General features: G+C 70.0%; 11 protein-coding genes. 6 read left to right on the top strand and 5 right to left on the bottom strand.

Annotated elements, in window-relative coordinates; all coding sequences use genetic code 11:
* Positions 1-5 precede the first annotated feature (5 nt).
* From ASH02_RS21335 to ASH02_RS21315, 5 genes are all read right to left on the bottom strand, one after another.
* Positions 6-2,009 (bottom strand): serine/threonine-protein kinase, encoded by a 2,004-nt coding sequence (locus ASH02_RS21335; RefSeq protein ID WP_156393666.1) that lies wholly within the window; start codon positions 2,007-2,009, stop codon positions 6-8.
* Positions 2,010-2,066: 57 nt separating this feature from the next.
* Complete coding sequence (locus ASH02_RS21330; RefSeq protein WP_056683094.1) at positions 2,067-4,082, bottom strand: serine/threonine-protein kinase; 2,016 nt, start codon at positions 4,080-4,082, stop codon at positions 2,067-2,069.
* 98 nt (positions 4,083-4,180) lie between these two features.
* Positions 4,181-5,971: a PxKF domain-containing protein gene (locus tag ASH02_RS21325; protein WP_056683091.1), complete on the bottom strand. Its 1,791-nt coding sequence runs from the start codon at positions 5,969-5,971 to the stop codon at positions 4,181-4,183.
* Between the two features lie 198 nt (positions 5,972-6,169).
* Positions 6,170-8,275: a protein kinase domain-containing protein gene (locus tag ASH02_RS21320; RefSeq protein WP_056683089.1), complete on the bottom strand. Its 2,106-nt coding sequence runs from the start codon at positions 8,273-8,275 to the stop codon at positions 6,170-6,172.
* A 26-nt stretch (positions 8,276-8,301) separates the two neighbouring features.
* Positions 8,302-10,284: a serine/threonine-protein kinase gene (locus ASH02_RS21315; RefSeq protein WP_057295417.1), complete on the bottom strand. Its 1,983-nt coding sequence runs from the start codon at positions 10,282-10,284 to the stop codon at positions 8,302-8,304.
* A gap of 277 nt (positions 10,285-10,561) precedes the next feature.
* On the opposite strand from ASH02_RS21315, the gene dnaK reads away from it, so the two are divergent.
* From dnaK to ASH02_RS21285, 6 genes are all read left to right on the top strand, one after another.
* Positions 10,562-12,424, top strand: a complete 1,863-nt coding sequence (dnaK, locus tag ASH02_RS21310) for a molecular chaperone DnaK (RefSeq protein ID WP_056683083.1) — start codon at positions 10,562-10,564, stop codon at positions 12,422-12,424.
* Complete coding sequence (grpE, locus tag ASH02_RS21305) at positions 12,421-13,059, top strand: nucleotide exchange factor GrpE (protein WP_056683080.1); 639 nt, start codon at positions 12,421-12,423, stop codon at positions 13,057-13,059. The genes dnaK and grpE overlap by 4 nt, the downstream gene beginning before the upstream one ends.
* A gap of 42 nt (positions 13,060-13,101) precedes the next feature.
* The gene (gene dnaJ, locus ASH02_RS21300; protein ID WP_056683077.1) at positions 13,102-14,235 is read left to right on the top strand and encodes a molecular chaperone DnaJ; all 1,134 of its coding nucleotides are present in this window, start codon (positions 13,102-13,104) and stop codon (positions 14,233-14,235) included.
* Between the two features lie 2 nt (positions 14,236-14,237).
* Entirely contained in the window at positions 14,238-14,651 is a 414-nt protein-coding gene (locus ASH02_RS21295; protein ID WP_056683075.1) for a heat shock protein transcriptional repressor HspR, read from the top strand.
* A 69-nt stretch (positions 14,652-14,720) separates the two neighbouring features.
* The gene (locus ASH02_RS21290; protein WP_056683072.1) at positions 14,721-15,350 is read left to right on the top strand and encodes a TetR/AcrR family transcriptional regulator; all 630 of its coding nucleotides are present in this window, start codon (positions 14,721-14,723) and stop codon (positions 15,348-15,350) included.
* Positions 15,347-15,967 carry a hypothetical protein gene (locus tag ASH02_RS21285; protein WP_056683069.1) on the top strand — a complete coding sequence of 207 codons (621 nt, stop codon included), beginning with the start codon at positions 15,347-15,349 and terminating at the stop codon, positions 15,965-15,967. Before ASH02_RS21290 ends, ASH02_RS21285 begins: the two co-directional genes overlap by 4 nt.
* Positions 15,968-15,980: the final 13 nt, after the last annotated feature.

Here is a 15,980-nt window from a genome sequence, read left to right as displayed (position 1 = left end):
TCGAATCAGTTCTTGAAGCTCTCGACCGGGTCGAAGTACTCGTCGCACTCGCACGTGTAGCTGCCCCAGTCGGCGGGTGCGGCGAAGTCCTTGCCCGACGACACGAACACCATCGTCCGGCGCTCGACGGGGCCCTCGCCGGCCGAGAAGCGCACGAGGTCGTCCTTGCCGTCACCGTTCACGTCGGAGACCGACGTGTTGGGGTTCGAGTCGAGCAGGTTGAACGCGTCCTTCGTGTCGTCGAGCCAGATCTCGGAGTCCCAGGCGTCGCCTTCGCGGCGGAGCACGACGATCTTCTGCGAGACGCCGTCGACCTCGACCACCTCGTCGGCACCGTCACCGTCGAAGTCGCCGACGACGATGTCGTAGGCCGTGGTGTTGGTGGCCACGAACCCGGTCGAGGTCAGCGCCTTCCCGTCGGACTCCAGGACCCCCAGCTGTTCCGCATCGGGCTCGGCCAGCACGAGGTCGTCGTCGCCGTCACCGTCGACGTCTGCGGGAACCGCCTGCGCGACGGCGTCCGAGGAGCTGTGCACCCGCTGCAGGTCCTCGAACCCGTCACCCGTGCTCACCGCCAGCCAGACCACGAAGTCGTCACCCGTGGCGTTGTTCGCGGGTGCGATCACGAGGTCGTCGCGCCCGTCGCCGGTCAGGTCGCCCATCATGGCGCCCTCGGTGAAGTCGGGCTGGTCGGCGTCGTCGACCCCCACCTCCATCGTGCGCTGCTTGCCGCCGACGGACGCGACCGTGACCTCGCCGCCACCCGAGCCGGGTGCGACGGCCACCAGCTCCTGCGTTCCATCGCCGTCGATGTCGCCCTTGATCACCGAGAAGGCCCCCGACATGACCTGTTCGGTCGGACCGAACGCGGAGCCGGTGCTGGCCATGACGACGGCCCGCATCGCCTCGCCGTCCCAGTCGTGGAGGGTCAGGTCACCCCGGCCGTCGCCGGTCAGGTCGCCGGTCACTGCCTTCTTCGTCGAGCCCCCGGGGGTCGCGGACTCGCTGTTGCCGGAGTCGTCGCCGCGCAGTGCCAGTGCAGCCACGATGCCACCGGCGACCAGCACCCCGACCAGCGCCAGTACGCCGACCAGCGCCGGCACGCCCATCAGTCGACCGCGCCGACCGCTCGGATCCATCCCGGGTGGGCGCGGTGCAGTGGGCGGATCCGGCCGCAGAGGTGGCATGGCAGCAGGGATCTCGGCCTCGAGCGCGGCCAGCGCGGCCCGCAGCTCGGCCGCGGTCTGGAACCGGTCGGCCGGGTTCTTCGCCATCGTGCGCCGCAGCACGCGGTTGAGGGCGGCAAGCCCGGGACCGGTCTCCGGCACCTGGGGCAGCTCACCCTCGAGGTGGCCGATCGCCACGTCGACGTCGGAGCCCGTGTACGGCGGCTGGCCGGCCAGGCACGCCCAGAGCAGGCACCCGACCGCGTAGATGTCGGTGGTCGGAGCAGCCGGACTGCCCGAGGCGCGTTCGGGTGCGAGGTATTGCCACGTCCCGGCAACACCGCCGGCCACGGTGAGCCGGTTCCCGGTGTCGGCGATGCCGAAGTCGCACAGGTAGGCGTGCAGGTTGGTCGCATCCGGATCGCGCAGCAGCACGTTGCTGGGCTTGACGTCACGGTGCAGTACGCCGACCGCGTGGGTCGCCCGGAGCGCCTCCGCGACCTGCCCGCAGACCTGCACGGCGCGGTGTGGCGGGAGCGGGCCACGCGCCCGGAGCAGGTCGCCGAGTTCGCCCCCGCGGATCAACTGCGTGGCGATCCACAGGTGCCCGTCGCTCTCCCCGTGGTCGTAGATCGTCGTGACGTGCGGGGAGTCCAGTCGGGTCAGCACGTCGGCTTCGCGGCGGAAGCGCTCCCGGAACTCCTCCCCGCTCGCGAGGTGGTCCGACATCACCTTCAATGCGACGAGGCGGTCGAACCGGGTGTCGGTGGCGATGTGGACGGCTCCCATGCCGCCGGCGCCCAGACGCTGGCCGACGACGAAGCGCTGTGGTTGTTCAGGCACGCGCCCACACTGCCCTACGCCGCCTCACCGGAAACTCTCAGGCCGTTCGGCGAAAGCTCACTCGGTCGGCGCAGGGCCGACGGAGTGTGGGTAGTCCTCCACGCCGTGGGCGTACTCGCGCCACGACTCCTCGGTCTCGAAGGCGAGGCCGCTCGAGAGGGCCACCTTGAAGTCGTACGACGGCGCGTCGTACTCGCCGCTGAAGAGGAGGACGTCGTCGCGCCGATCGCCGTCGAAGTCCGCGACCGACGGGGCCTTGATGCTGGAGACGAATGTGTCGGCCTGCAGGGTTCCCCGCACGTCGTCCTCCCACTGCTCGTCGGCGTAGGTCCACACCACCAGCCCGCTTCCCGTGCCGGTCGAGGGGACGCCGACGAGCTCGTCGGTGCCGTCGCCGTCGAAGTCGCCGGGCGCCAGGAGGCCGGAGGCCTGGGCCAGCCCCTGGGGCGTCGTGGCCGTGAGCTGCGAGCCGTTCGAGACCAGCAACCCCAGCGAGTCGGCCCCGTCGAGCAGGGCCAGGTCGTCGTCGCCGTCGCCGTCGAAGTCTCCGGGCAGCGGTCGGGGCACCTCGGTGTCGGAGGTGTACCACTGCGTGAACTCGGCGAACCCGTCACCGGTGCTGAGGCTCACCCAGATGCCCTGTGAGCCCGTGACGCTTCCGTCGCTGGCCAAGGCCAGGTCGTCGTTGCCGTCCCCGTCGAAGTCGCCCAGCGCCGGATAGAGGGAGCTGGACCCCCGCGGGGCTGCCAGGTCGGTGCTCTGGACACCGTCGACCCTGTCCCGGAGCACGGAGATGCGGTACTCCAGGTCGGCCCCCGGGGCCGTCTCGACAGAGAGGAGGTCGAACTTCTCGTCCCCGTCGACATCACCGCGCAGTGGGACGCCGACCTCCTCGGCCCAGGGCTGCGGCTCGCCGAGGGTGGTGCCGTCCGATGAACGCAACAGCTCGACGTCCTGTCCCACGTCGGCGAGGTGGCTGACGATGAGGTCGCCGAACCCGTCGCCGTCCACGTCGCCGGTGATCGGCCTGTCGACCGGTTCGGCGGCTTCGTCGGCCGGGGGAGCGGTGCTCCGCTCGTCTGAGGTTGCGTCGGCCGGGGCGTCGTCCGAGGTCAGCGCCTTGATCCCGATGGCCGCACCGAGGACCGCGACCAGGGCGACCACGCCTCCGATCAGGAGGCCGCGGCGCCTGCCCGGCGTACGCCCGGGCTGGCCAGCAGCAGCCAGCAGACCCGTCCCGGCGGCGCGCAGCTCGGAAGCGAGTTCGGCCGCGGATCCCTGTCGCTGCAGGGGGTCCTTGCTCATCGCCCGTCCGATGACGGCGTTCAGCCGGCGCGCCAGCGGGGCCGTCAGACCTCGTCCCGGGCGAAGGGTGGGTGGCGCCTGCCGGGCATGGGCCAGGGCGACCTCGATCTCGGTGCCGTCGTACGGCGGGTGCCCGGTGAGGCAGGTCCACAACAGGCAGCCGACTGCGTACACGTCGCTCGCGGGGGTCGCCTGCTGCCCGGAGCCGCACTCGGGGGCCAGGTAGTCCCACGTGCCGGTGGCGCCGCGTACGGCGGTCAGGTCGGCGCCGATCTCACGGGCCAGGCCGAAGTCGGTGAGGTAGGCGTGCTGCTCCGCGGAGCCCGGGGAGGAGACGAGGATGTTGGCGGGCTTGACGTCGCGGTGGACGACTCCCCGCGAGTGGGCGTCCTGGAGCGCGTCGGCCACCTGGGTGCACAGCCGGATCGCCAGGGCGGCGGGCAGCGGCCCGTTGTGCGCGATGAGCTGGCCGAGGTCGCCGCCCTCGACGAGCTGGGTGGCGATCCACAGGTGACCGTTCTGCTCGCCGTGGTCGTAGACCTCGACGATGTGCGGGGAGTCGAGCCGCCCCAGCACCGTCGCCTCGCGCAGGAAGCGGGCCCGGAACGTCGGGTCCTCGGCAAGGTGGCCGGACATCACCTTCAGCGCGACCCGACGATTGAGGTGTTCGTCGCGCGCGGCGTGCACGACACCCATGCCTCCCGAGCCGATGACTCCCTCGACCCGGTAGCGCCCGACCACGGAGCCCGGTGTCAGCGACTCGAACATGCAGCGTCCCCCTTGGCACGTCGTCTCGATCGGTCCCCACACCCTAGAAGGTGCGGGGACCGATCGAGGCGCCGTGGTCGCCCAGGTCGACGCCTAGCTCACTTGAGCTTGAAGCGGGCGCTGATCGAGGATCCGTCCTGGGTGGTCATGGTGGCGGTGTAGCAGGTGCCGGCGCCGGTCGGGGTCTTCCAGTTCTGGATGAACTGGCCGCCGGTGGTGTCGTAGCGCAGGGACGTGCCACCGGTGGACAGGATCTCGATCGGGTCCTCGGTGCCGGTGCCGGAGGTGCAGCTCACCTTGGCGGTGCGGAAGCTGGCGACGACCGCGGTGTCGGTCAGCTCGGTCGGCCCGGCGAACACCTCGAACTTCAGGGGCACGGTGCTGCCGCCCTTGACGGTGTTCCAGACGCTGCCCATGTCGACCGGCTGCCTGAAGCCGGTGAGGGTCCACGCCAGCACCGTGTAGGTGAGTGTCGAGGTCGACGAGTTGCCGGCCACGTCGGTGGCGGTGGCGGTGTAGCTGTGCGTGCCGACGCTCGTCCCGCCTCCCGTGACCACGCAGTCGACCAGGCCCGACGTGGCGTCCGTGGACTCACACGTCGGGGCGGACGGGTCGTCGCCGTAGTAGTAGCTGCCGTCCGGCCCGCCGACGAGGGTCGGCGTGGTCGGCGCGGTCTTGTCGACCTTGTAGGACTTCGTGACCGCGCCGGTGGGCGTGGTGTTGCCTGCGGCGTCGGTGAAGGCCGGGCTGGCCACCTCGATCGCTGCGCCCTCGCCGGAGGAGGTCGCCGTCGTGCTGGCGCTGGCCGGACCGGAGAGTACGTCGGTCGCGGTGAACGTCACGGCCACGTCGGAGGTGTACCACCCGTTGTGTCCCGCGGTGCCTGACACCGTGACGTCGTTGTCGACGACCGGTGCTGTGGCGTCGCGCTTGAGGCTGACGGTCTGCTCGGCAGCAGAACCACCGGCACTTGTCGCGGAGCACGTGTAGCCGGTCAGCGACTGGTCGGTGGTGACCAGCTGGTCGACGCAGCCAGTGAGAGCCACCGAGCCCGGCGACTCGGGCTCGGACACGTGCCAGGTCAGCGAGACGTCGGAGCGGTACCAGTCATTGTCGCCGTCCGGCGTGGCCGGGTCCAGCGTGTAGGTGATGACCGGAGCACTCTGGTCGACGATCGAGTAGGTCTCTGACGCGGAGGCTGTCAGTCCGCCGCCGTCGGTGTAGGTGCAGCTGGCGGTCTGCGTGCCGATGCCATCGACGGCATAGGGGCCGGTGACCGCGCTGAGTGTGGCCGGGAACGACGACGGGCCGTCCTCGTTGTCGGCGACCTCGCAGGTGGCGTCCGGTACGGCGCCCTTCGCGTAGCTTGCGCCGCCTTCGATGCCGGAGGCCGAGAGGGACGGTGCGGAGTTGGCGGGCGGAGCCACCGTGACCGTGAAGGTCGCGGGCGACATGTTGAACGAGCCCTGGCTGGTGTTGGTCACCTGGGTGGCCGACACGGTTGCCGACCCCTCGGCCACCGGCGTCACGGTCAACTGCTGGACGGTGCCGCACGAGGTGAAGGTCACCGACGCCGGACTGACCGTGGCGACCGCGGTGTCCGAGGACGAGACGGCGAGGGTCAGTGCGGTGCCGCCGGTCAGGTTGCAGCCGTTCTTCCCGTCGCCCCCCTGTGGCTTCACGTAGAGCGACGTGGTGCCGTTCGCGCCGCCGACGTTGAGCGGCAGCACCTCGGCGGCGGTGTCGACGGTCAGGTCGAGGTCGTTGGTGATGTCGTCGGCGACGGCGACCCCGCTCAAGGCCAGTGCCGCCGACATGGTGAGCGCGGTGAGTGTCGAGGCCCGGGCGAGCTGCTTCCGGGCGGGGCGGTGATTCTCGGAGACTCGCATGCGGAGCCCTCTTCCTGCTGGAACCCCCTGGCGTGGTCCCCGCCCCGGGACCCCCCGGGGACTCGCACAGTGCCCTCGCTTCGGGAGGGATGTTCGCGATCCTGCCCCGGGCTCGCCCCGACAGCAGGCGAAGCGGGGGATCTGATCAGCGAACCATCCGAAAGGGCTGGTCCAGACAACCGATCGGGCAGGGATCGGTCACATGTTCTCTCGCGGAGCGATGGGAGCCGTGTAGTCCTCGCACCCGCAGGTGTAGCTCCCCCAGTCGACCGGCGGCGCGAACTTCTTGCGTGAGGCGACGAACACCCGGATCGTGCGCGACTGAGGATCGGTCGTGCCCGCGAACTGCACCAGGTCGTCCTTGCCGTCTCCGTTCACGTCACTGATCGCGGCTCGCGGTTGCGACCACCCGACCCCGAACGCCCCGGACTTGTCGGTCAGCCACACCTGCGCATCCCAGGCACCGCGCTTGCGCTGCAGGACGACGGCCTTGCTGTCGACGCCGTCGAGGGTCAGCACGTCGTCGGCACCGTCGCCGTTGAAGTCGCCGATCATGAACTCGTCGACGGTGGTGAGGGTCTGTTCGAAGTCGGTCGGCGTGAAGGTTCCTCCGCCCGACTCGAGGACGGCCAGGCTCCCTTCGCTCTCGTCGGCCAGGACCAGGTCGTCGTCTCCATCCCCGTCGACATCGGCAGGTTCGACGTGCGAGACGACCTCCGGCCCGCTGTACAACCTCTTGAGTCGCTCGAACCCGTCGCCCGTGCTGATCGCGGCCCAGACGTCGAAGCTCTCGGCGTACTCCGCATTGGCGGTGGCCAGCACCAGGTCGTCGCGCCCGTCGCCGTCGAGATCGGCAAGCATCGCGCCGCCCGACCAGTCCGACTGGACACCCATTGCGCTTCTCGCCTTCAGGACCTGCGGCGTACCGGATGCCGAACCGACCGTGACGGTCATCGTCGTGTTTCCCTTGGTGCCGTCAGCAGAGTATTCCGAACCCTTCTCGACGCCGACGATCTCTTCGGCTCCGTCACCGTCGAGGTCGCCCCGCACCACCATCGTCAGGCCCTTCCTGAGCACAGGTGCCGGTGCGGCGAAGAAGCCGCCGCCGTTCGCCATCATGACAGCGGGCGTCGCGTCGAACGCATCGTGGAATGCCAGGTCACCTCTCCCGTCGCCGTTGAGGTCGAAGGTGACCGCCTGTTTGGTGGACGGATCGCGGACCGGCGGGGCCGGTTTCGCGGATGCGGACGCGGAGGGCTCGGCTGACGGCGACGTTCCCCCGTCGGACGGACTGGCGGACGGGCTGCCGGACGCGCTGGGGGAGGCGGAGCCGTCGGAGCGGTCCCCGTCGTCATCACGCAGTGCCCATGCAGCGCCGATGCCACCGCCTACCAGCAACAGCGCCAGGACTGCGGCCCCGATCATGCGGCCACGGCGTCGGGGTCGCGCTGTGGGCTCGGACGGAGCGGAGGGGCGCAGCGGGGGCATCGACGCCGGCAGCTCGGCCTCGAGCCGGGCCAGGGCGTCCCGAAGGTCGGCCGCCGAGGAGTATCGGTCGGCCGGGTCCTTCGCCATGGCGCGCCGCAGGACCTCGTTGAGCCCGGCCTGCTCGGGTCCGTCCCCCGGAAGCTGTCGGATGTCTCCTTCGAGGTGTCCGACGAGGATCTCGACTCCCGAGCCGGAGTAGGGAGGATGGCCTGTCAGGCAGGCCCACAACAGGCAGCCGACGGCATAGATGTCGGTGGCCGGGGTGGCGGGAGCGCCGCCACCCCGCTCGGGTGCGAGGTACTGCCACGTGCCGGCGAGCCCGCCAGCAGCCGTCAACCGGTCGTTGCTCGTGTCGGCGATGCCGAAGTCGCACAGGTAGGCGTGCAGGTTGGCGGCGTCGGGGTCCCGGAGCAACACGTTGCTGGGCTTGACGTCGCGGTGCAACACCCCTGCCGAGTGACTGGCGCGCAATGCCTCGGCCACCTGCCCGCACACGCGCACGGCCTTGCGCGGTGGGAGTGGGCCACGGAGCCGGAGAAGGTTGCCCAGCTCGCCGCCCCGGACCAGCTGGGTGGCGATCCAGAGCGTGCCGTCGTCCTCCCCGTGCTCGTAGATGGCGGTGACGTGGGGGGAGTCCAGACGCGCGAGGACGTCGGCCTCCCGCCGGAAGCGCTTGCGGAACTCGATGCCGCCCGCGAGGTCTTCGGACATCACCTTGAGCGCGACGAGGCGGTCGAAGCGTGTGTCGGTGGCGACGTAGACCGCTCCCATGCCACCGGCGCCGAGTCGTCGGCCGACCTCGAAACGTCCGAACACTTGCGAACCCGCTCCTGGTTGGTCGTTCACTGGCCTGTCCTTCCCACGAACGCCAGGTCACGGTCCCAGGCAGGATGCAGCCAGGTCTCCCGATTCGCGAACGCGCTTCCCTTGGAGACTGCGACGAGGAGATTCGGTGCATCGTTGAGCTCGCCCGCCAGGAAGAGGGCGTCGTCCCGGCCGTCCCCGTTGACATCGGCCACCGCCGGTGCCGCGTTCTGATGAACGCCGGGGTCCCTCTCGTCCGAGCTGCTCACCCGGGCGTTCCACTGGTTGCGGACATGTCGCCACACGATGATTGCTCCTCCGGCCTGGCTGTCTCCGACGAGCTCGTCCGTGCCGTCGCCGTCGAAGTCGCCGGCCGCGAGCGGGCCGAGCTCCTGGGGCATCTCCTGGACGCCGACGCTGGCGAAGGACGATCCGTCGGACTCCAGCAGCTTGATGCTGGTGGCGGCCACCAGCGCGAGGTCGTCGTCGCCGTCGCCGTCGAAGTCACCCGGCACCGGCCGGACCTCCTCGGCCTCGAACTCGCGCCAGGTGCGGAGCCTGCCGAACCCACTCTCGGTGCTGCGGCTGACCCAGATCCGTGCCCGCTCGCCGGAGCGGACGTTCTGCGTGACCACCGCAAGGTCGTCGCGACCGTCACCGTCGTAGTCGCCGAGTGCCGACTTGACGTCGAGGGCCTCGCCGGGAGCTCTCAGGACCGACTTCTCGACCTTCTTCGTGCCGCCGTGGGTGACCGTGACGCGAAAGGCGTCGTTGAAGCCCGTGGTGACGATCGACAGGAGGTCCGACGTGCGGTCGCCGGCGACATCGGCCTGCATCAGCAGGTCGGCGCCTCGCGCCCAGGTCTCCGCCGAGGACAGCGACTTCCCGTCCGAGACCATCAGTCGCGCGGACTTGACCGAGTCGTCGCTGGTCATGAAGACGTCTCCGAAGCCGTCGTCGTCCTGGTCGCCGGTGATCGGGCGGCCGGTCACCTTGACCGGGTTCGCGGACTCAGCCTCGCTCTGCTCATCGGTCGGTGGTGTGGCATCGGCCTGGGGAGGCGGGTTGCCGGGATCGGGCAGGTTGAGAGCCAGACCGACCCCGAGAATCGTGGCTGCGACTGCCGCCACGGCCAACAACGTGCTCCGACGCCTCCGGCGCGCTCCGGGAGCCCGCCCGGTGACCCGGCCTCGCACGTCGGCGGCAAGTTCGCCCGCGGACGCCTGCCGCCGCTGGGGGTCCTTGCTCATCGCCTTGGTGATGACGGTGTTCAGCTCACTGGCGTCGGCCGCGGTGACCGACGGACCGGCGACCAGTGTCGGAGGCGCGTTCCGGGCGTGGGCCAGGGCGACCTGCGCCATGGTGCCGGCGTAGGGCGGACGCCCGGTCAGGCAGGTCCACAGCAGGCACCCGACGGCGTACACGTCGCTGGCGGCGGTGGCCGGCCGGCCGGTGCCGCACTCCGGGGCGAGGTAGTCCCACGTGCCGGCGGTGCTGCGCACGGCGGTGACGTCGTCGCCGATCTCGCGGGCCAGACCGAAGTCGGTCAGGAAGACATGGGGCTCGGCGGCCCCGGGATTCGCGAGCAGGATGTTCTCGGGCTTGACGTCGCGGTGGACGACGCCACGCGCGTGGGCGTCCTGGAGTGCGTCCGCCACCTGGGCGCAGATGTGGCGGGCAAGTCGCGGCGACAGTGGCCCCCGCTCTGCGACGAGCCGGGCGAGGTCGCCCCCTTCGACGAGCTGGGTCGCGATCCACAGATGGCCGTCCATGTCTCCGTGGTCGAAGACCTGCACGATGTGCGGGGAGTCGAGACGGCCGAGCACGGCCGCCTCGCGGACGAAGCGCTCGCGAAACGTCGGGTCCTCGGCCAGGTGTCCGGTCATCACCTTCAGGGCGACCCGACGGTTGAGGTGCTCGTCACGTGCGGAATGGACGACGCCCATCCCGCCGGAGCCCACGACGGCCTCGATGCGGTAGCGCCCGCCGACCAGGGTGCCGGGGCGCAGCGACGTGAACATGCACCCTCCCCCTCGTGCGATCAGATGCGGACGACCCTAGGACATTGCGACGGCCTTCCCGAACGCTCCTTCCCTGAAGCGTCGGGAATGAACCCCCGAAGTCCTGTGTTGGGCCCAGTGAGCAAACTTGAGTTGATTCGACTCAACTTATTTGCCACACTTCCTGCGGCGGCGCAGGATGGGCCCCACTCAGACTCCCCGGACGGTCCGACCAGGACGCCCGGGACCACCAGAAACACACAGTCCAATCCAGAAAAACACACCGGAGGTACTCCCCATGGCACGAGCGGTCGGCATCGACCTCGGCACGACGAACTCCGTCGTCGCCGTCCTCGAAGGTGGCGAACCCACCGTCATCGCAAACGCAGAAGGCGCCCGCACCACCCCGTCGGTGGTCGCGTTCGCCAAGTCCGGCGAGGTCCTCGTCGGCGAGGTCGCCAAGCGTCAGGCGGTCACCAACGTCGACCGCACGATCCGCTCGGTCAAGCGCCACATGGGCGAGAGCTGGACGACCCAGATCGACGACAAGTCCTTCACCCCGCAGCAGATCAGCGCCTTCATCCTGCAGAAGCTGAAGCGCGACGCCGAGGCCTACCTGGGCGAGCCCGTCACCGACGCGGTCATCACCGTCCCGGCGTACTTCTCCGACGCGCAGCGCCAGGCCACCAAGGAAGCCGGCGAGATCGCCGGCCTCAACGTGAGCCGCATCGTCAACGAGCCGACCGCGGCCGCGCTGGCCTACGGCCTCGACAAGGGCGACGACCAGACCATCCTCGTCTTCGACCTCGGTGGCGGCACGTTCGACGTGTCCCTGCTCGAGATCGGTGAGGGCGTCGTCGAGGTCAAGGCGACCTCGGGCGACAACCACCTCGGTGGCGACGACTGGGACAACAAGATCGTCGAGTGGATGATCGCGAAGTTCAAGGCCAACAACGGCGTCGACCTCGGTGCCGACAAGATCGCCAAGCAGCGCCTCCAGGAGGCCGCGGAGAAGGCCAAGATCGAGCTGTCCAGCTCGAGCGAGACCCAGATCCACCTGCCCTACATCACCCACGGCGAGTCCGGCCCGCTCCACTTCGAGGAGAAGCTGACCCGCAGCGAGTTCCAGAAGCTCACCGCCGACCTGCTCGAGCGCACCAAGGCGCCGTTCCAGTCGGTGCTCAAGGACGGCGGCGTCGCGATCGCCAACATCGACCACGTGGTCCTCGTCGGTGGCTCGACCCGCATGCCCGCCGTGACCGAGGTCGTCACCGACCTGCTCGGCGGCAAGCAGCCCAACAAGGGCGTCAACCCCGACGAGGTCGTCGCCGTGGGTGCCGCGCTCCAGGCCGGCGTGCTCAAGGGTGAGGTCAAGGACGTCCTGCTCCTCGACGTGACCCCGCTGTCGCTGGGCATCGAGACCAAGGGCGGCGTGATGACCACGCTCATCGAGCGCAACACCACGATCCCGACCAAGCGCTCCGAGATCTTCACGACCGCTGACGACAACCAGCCGTCGGTCGAGATCAAGGTCGCCCAGGGCGAGCGCCAGATGTGGGCCCAGAACCAGGGCCTCGGCAACTTCGAGCTGACCGGCCTTCCGCCGGCCCCGCGTGGCGTGCCGAAGATCGAGGTCACCTTCGACATCGACGCCAACGGCATCGTGCACGTCTCCGCCAAGGACCACGCGTCCGGCCGCGAGCAGTCGATGACGATCTCCGGTGGTTCGGCCCTGTCCAAGGACGAGATCGACCGCATGGTCAAGGAGGCCGAGCAGTACGCCGACGAGGACCGCAAGCGCAAGGAAGCCGTCGAGGCCCGCAACCAGGCCGACGGTCTCGTCTACACGACCGAGAAGTTCCTGGCCGACAACGGCGACAAGGTGCCCGACGACGTGAAGACCGAGGTCCAGGCTGACGTCGACGCGCTCAAGGCGACCCTCGAGAACGCCGAGGCCACCGCCGAGGAGCTCGAGGCCGGTGTCTCCAAGCTCGGTGAGTCCAGCCAGAAGATGGGTGCCGCGATGTACGCCGCCGCCGAGGCCGACCAGGCCGCCGCCGGTGGAACCACCGGCGCGACCGGCGAGGCCGACGACGACGTCGTCGACGCCGAGATCGTGGACGAGGAGCCTGCCGAGGGCGCCGAGGGTGAGTCCAAGTGACCCAAGGCCCTGGTGACGAGTCCCCCGAGGACCCGGCTGCTGAGGAGCGCTCCGAGCAGTCCGCCGCGCCCGAGGAGCAGCCCATCGCGGGCCACTCCTTCGGCGAGGCGGCCGCCGAGATGGCCAACGAGTCGGAGGTCGAGGAGCCCCAGCAGTCGGGGGAGCGCCCCGACCCGGCCGACGACGAGCTGGCCGTCGCCCGCATGGAGCTGGAGGAGCGCACGCTCGACCTCCAGCGCCTGCAGGCGGAGTTCCTCAACTACAAGCGACGGGTCGACCGCGACCGTGAGCTGATCAAGGAGAATGCCACGTTCTCCGCGTTGGCCCCGATCACCGAGGTCCTCGACAACATCGACCGGGCCCGCGCGCACGGGCCGCTCGACGAAGGCTTCCGGGCCGTCGCCGACCAGCTCGAGCGGGTCGTCGCGGGCCAGGGCCTGGTGCGCTACGGCGCCCCGGGCGAGGCCTTCGACCCGTCGCTCCACGACGCCCTCTCCCACATGGGAGAAGACGCCGAGGTCGAGGTCACCACGGTCAAGGTGGTGGCCAAGGCGGGCTACAAGATCGGTGACCGCGTCGTGCGCGCGGCCCAGGTGCTGGTCGTTGACCCGGCGTCCGACGCCACCGACAGCTGACCCACCACTGAACACATCGAGAACTGACGAAGGGAGGCGCGCGTGAGCGGCAAGGCTGACTGGGCGAGCAAGGACTACTACAAGGAGCTCGGGGTCTCGAAGGACGCAGGTGCCGACGAGATCAAGAAGGCCTACCGTCGTCTCGCGCGCGCCAACCACCCCGACTCCAACCCGGGTGACAGTGCCAAGCACGAGAAGTTCAAGTCGGTGGCCGAGGCCTACGACGTCGTCGGCGACCCCGAGAAGCGCAAGGAGTACGACGAGATCCGCAGCGCGCCCCGGTTCCCGACCGGTGGCGGCGGTGGGGGCTTCGACGTCAGCGACCTCTTCGGCCAGCGCGGTGGAGGCGGTGGCGGCGGAGGCATCGGTGACATGTTCGGTGACCTCTTCGGCGGCGGGCGCCCACGCCAGGCCCGGCCGCAGCGCGGCGCCGACGTCGAGAGCTCGGCGACGATCAGCTTCGAGGACGCCATGGAGGGCGTCACGATCAGCCTGCGGCTGACCAGTGACGCGCCCTGTCCGAGCTGTTCGGGCACCGGCGGCAAGCCGGGCACGAAGCCCCACATCTGCATGGTCTGCGAGGGCGCCGGCATGGTCGCCTCGACCGCGGGCGGTGCGTTCACGCTCAACGAGACCTGCCCGGCCTGCGGCGGTCGCCAGCTCGTGTACGACGAGCCGTGCCCCACGTGCCACGGGTCCGGCCGCGGCAGTTCCGCGCGCTCGATCCAGGCCCGCATCCCGGCCGGGGTCAAGGACGGGCAGAAGATCCGCCTTCGCGGCAAGGGTGCCCCGGGCGAGAACGGCGGCCCGGCCGGTGACCTCTACGTGCACGTCAAGGTCACGTCGCACCGGCTGTTCGGGCGCAAGGGTGACAACCTCACCCTCGACGTGCCGGTCGGGTTCGACGAGGCCGCGCTCGGTGCCGAGATCAAGGTGCCCACCCTCAAGCACGGGCCGGTGACGTTGAAGGTGCCGGCCGGTACGCCGAACGGCCGCACGTTCCGGGTCCGCGGCAAGGGTGCGCGCAAGGCCGACGGCACCAACGGCGACCTCCTGGTCACCCTTGAGGTCCAGGTGCCCGCCGTACTCGACACGGCGGCCCGTGAGGCCGTCGAGGCCTACCGCGCCGCGATGGTCGGCAAGCCGCTGCGTGGCGGCCTCTTCGAGGAAGTCTGAGCATGGTCACCCCCGACCCCACAGTCGGTGTCTACGTGATCAGCGTGGCCGCCGAGCTGGCCGGGCTGCACCCCCAGACGCTGCGCACCTACGAGCGGATGGGCCTGATCACTCCTGGCCGCACCGGTGGCGGCGGGCGTCGCTACTCGCACCACGACATCGAGATGCTGCGGGTGATCGCCGACCTGACCTCCCACGGCATCGGCATCGAGGGGGTCCGCCGCATCCTCGACCTGGAGAACCAGGTGCTCGCCCTCTCGGCGCGCAACGAAGAGCTCGCCGCTGAGGTCATGGGTCTGCGCGAGACCCTGCGCGGGCTCCTCGGCAGCTCTCGCGCCGCGGCGGCCGGCAACCTGCCGGTCCTCCGGTCGCCCTCGACCGGCCAGGTCGTGGTGTGGCGCCGCAACAAGCCGTGAGCACCACGGCGACCCCGACATTCGGGCGTCGAAGTCTTTGACGTTCGCGCGGTCATGTAAAGTTGCCGTATGAGTGAGTCGAGCGGTCCCACCAAGGGTGCCGGGTCCTTCAAGGACAAGGTGCACGGGTTGCTGCGTGGGTCGATCCTCGACGCGGCCTGGGCGCGCGCCACCCACACGTCGTGGGGGCAGGTCCGCATCGCCGACATCGCCGAGGACGTCGGCGTGAGCCGACAGACGATCTACAACGAGTTCGGCACCAAGGACCAGCTCTCCCTGGCCCTCTTCGACAGGGAGCTCCAGCGCGTCCTCGCCGAGCTCGAGACCCGTCTGGCCTCTTCGGAGAGGTTCGAGGAAGGCATCCGCCGGGCGCTTCTCTGGATGCTCGACGAGGTCACTGACCACGCCCTTCTCGGTCGCATGGTGACCGACGCCAGGTCCGGCGGCGGCGACGGGCTGGTCCCGGTGCTGACCGTCCGTTCCGACATGATCATCACCCCGGTGCGCGCCACCCTCACCCGCATCGCGATGGAGCGCTGGCCCGAGGCCGACGCGTCCGCCGTCGAGGTGGTGTCGGACATGTATGTCCGGTTCATCCTCAGCCAGATCATCACCCCCACCGATCTCGACCGCGTCGCGATGGTCGACGCGATGGTCACCATGGCCAAGCACATCCAGATCCCGGCATCCGCGAGATGAGGGACCGCACCCGCGAGGTCGGCGTCTTCGCTGCCGGCCTCGTCGCCGGCGTCGTGCTCGCACTCCTGCTGCCGATCGTGATCAGCAAGATCAGTGGTTTGGTCCCCGACTCCGACGACCCGCTCGACTACGTGACTGTCGTCGACCCGACGGCACCCATCTCGCCGAGGCTCTCCGCGGTCGCCAAGCGCCTCGACCTGAGCACCGACGTCGACTGGCGGGCCACCCTGCTGGAGCGCTCCACGGTCGTCTCCCGCAGGTCGACGCTCACCCCCGCCGCCCTCAAGGCGCTCGAGAAGTCGGTGACCGTCCCCGACGCGGAGCAGTTCGAGCTCCTCGGCGTGGTCAGCAACCTCGACTCGCCGAAGTCAGTGCGCACCAACGGCGCGTTCTACATGGTCGCGCTGTCCCGACAGGCACCGGCCGAGACCTGGCTGCGCGAGGACCACCGCATCTTCGCCGACGACGCCATGGAGAAGACGCGCGTGACCTACCAGGCGGGCGCGCTGATCTTCTACTACGCGCCGGTCGGCACGGCCGACTACTCCCAGGCGATCCGCCGCTACGTCGGTGAGGTGGTCAGGTGTCCGCGCGACACCAGCGCCTGCCCGGAGTGAGCGCTCCGGGCTG

It is taken from the genome of Nocardioides sp. Soil796, assembly GCF_001429525.1.
Classification (GTDB): domain Bacteria; phylum Actinomycetota; class Actinomycetes; order Propionibacteriales; family Nocardioidaceae; genus Nocardioides.
The sequence above is the reverse complement of the archived record's forward strand: the minus strand, read 5'-3'. Positions and strand labels throughout refer to the sequence as shown.

Excerpts from the sequence above, each read along its gene's own strand:
- ASH02_RS21315 (WP_057295417.1), bottom strand. The coding sequence starts at position 10,284 with ATGTTCACGTCGCTGCGCCCCGGCACCCTGGTCGGCGGGCGCTACCGC.
- ASH02_RS21325 (WP_056683091.1), bottom strand. The coding sequence starts at position 5,971 with ATGCGAGTCTCCGAGAATCACCGCCCCGCCCGGAAGCAGCTCGCCCGG.
- ASH02_RS21290 (WP_056683072.1), top strand. The coding sequence starts at position 14,721 with ATGAGTGAGTCGAGCGGTCCCACCAAGGGTGCCGGGTCCTTCAAGGAC.
- dnaK (WP_056683083.1), top strand. The coding sequence starts at position 10,562 with ATGGCACGAGCGGTCGGCATCGACCTCGGCACGACGAACTCCGTCGTC.
- ASH02_RS21285 (WP_056683069.1), top strand. The coding sequence starts at position 15,347 with ATGAGGGACCGCACCCGCGAGGTCGGCGTCTTCGCTGCCGGCCTCGTC.
- ASH02_RS21330 (WP_056683094.1), bottom strand. The coding sequence starts at position 4,082 with ATGTTCGAGTCGCTGACACCGGGCTCCGTGGTCGGGCGCTACCGGGTC.
- ASH02_RS21295 (WP_056683075.1), top strand. The coding sequence starts at position 14,238 with ATGGTCACCCCCGACCCCACAGTCGGTGTCTACGTGATCAGCGTGGCC.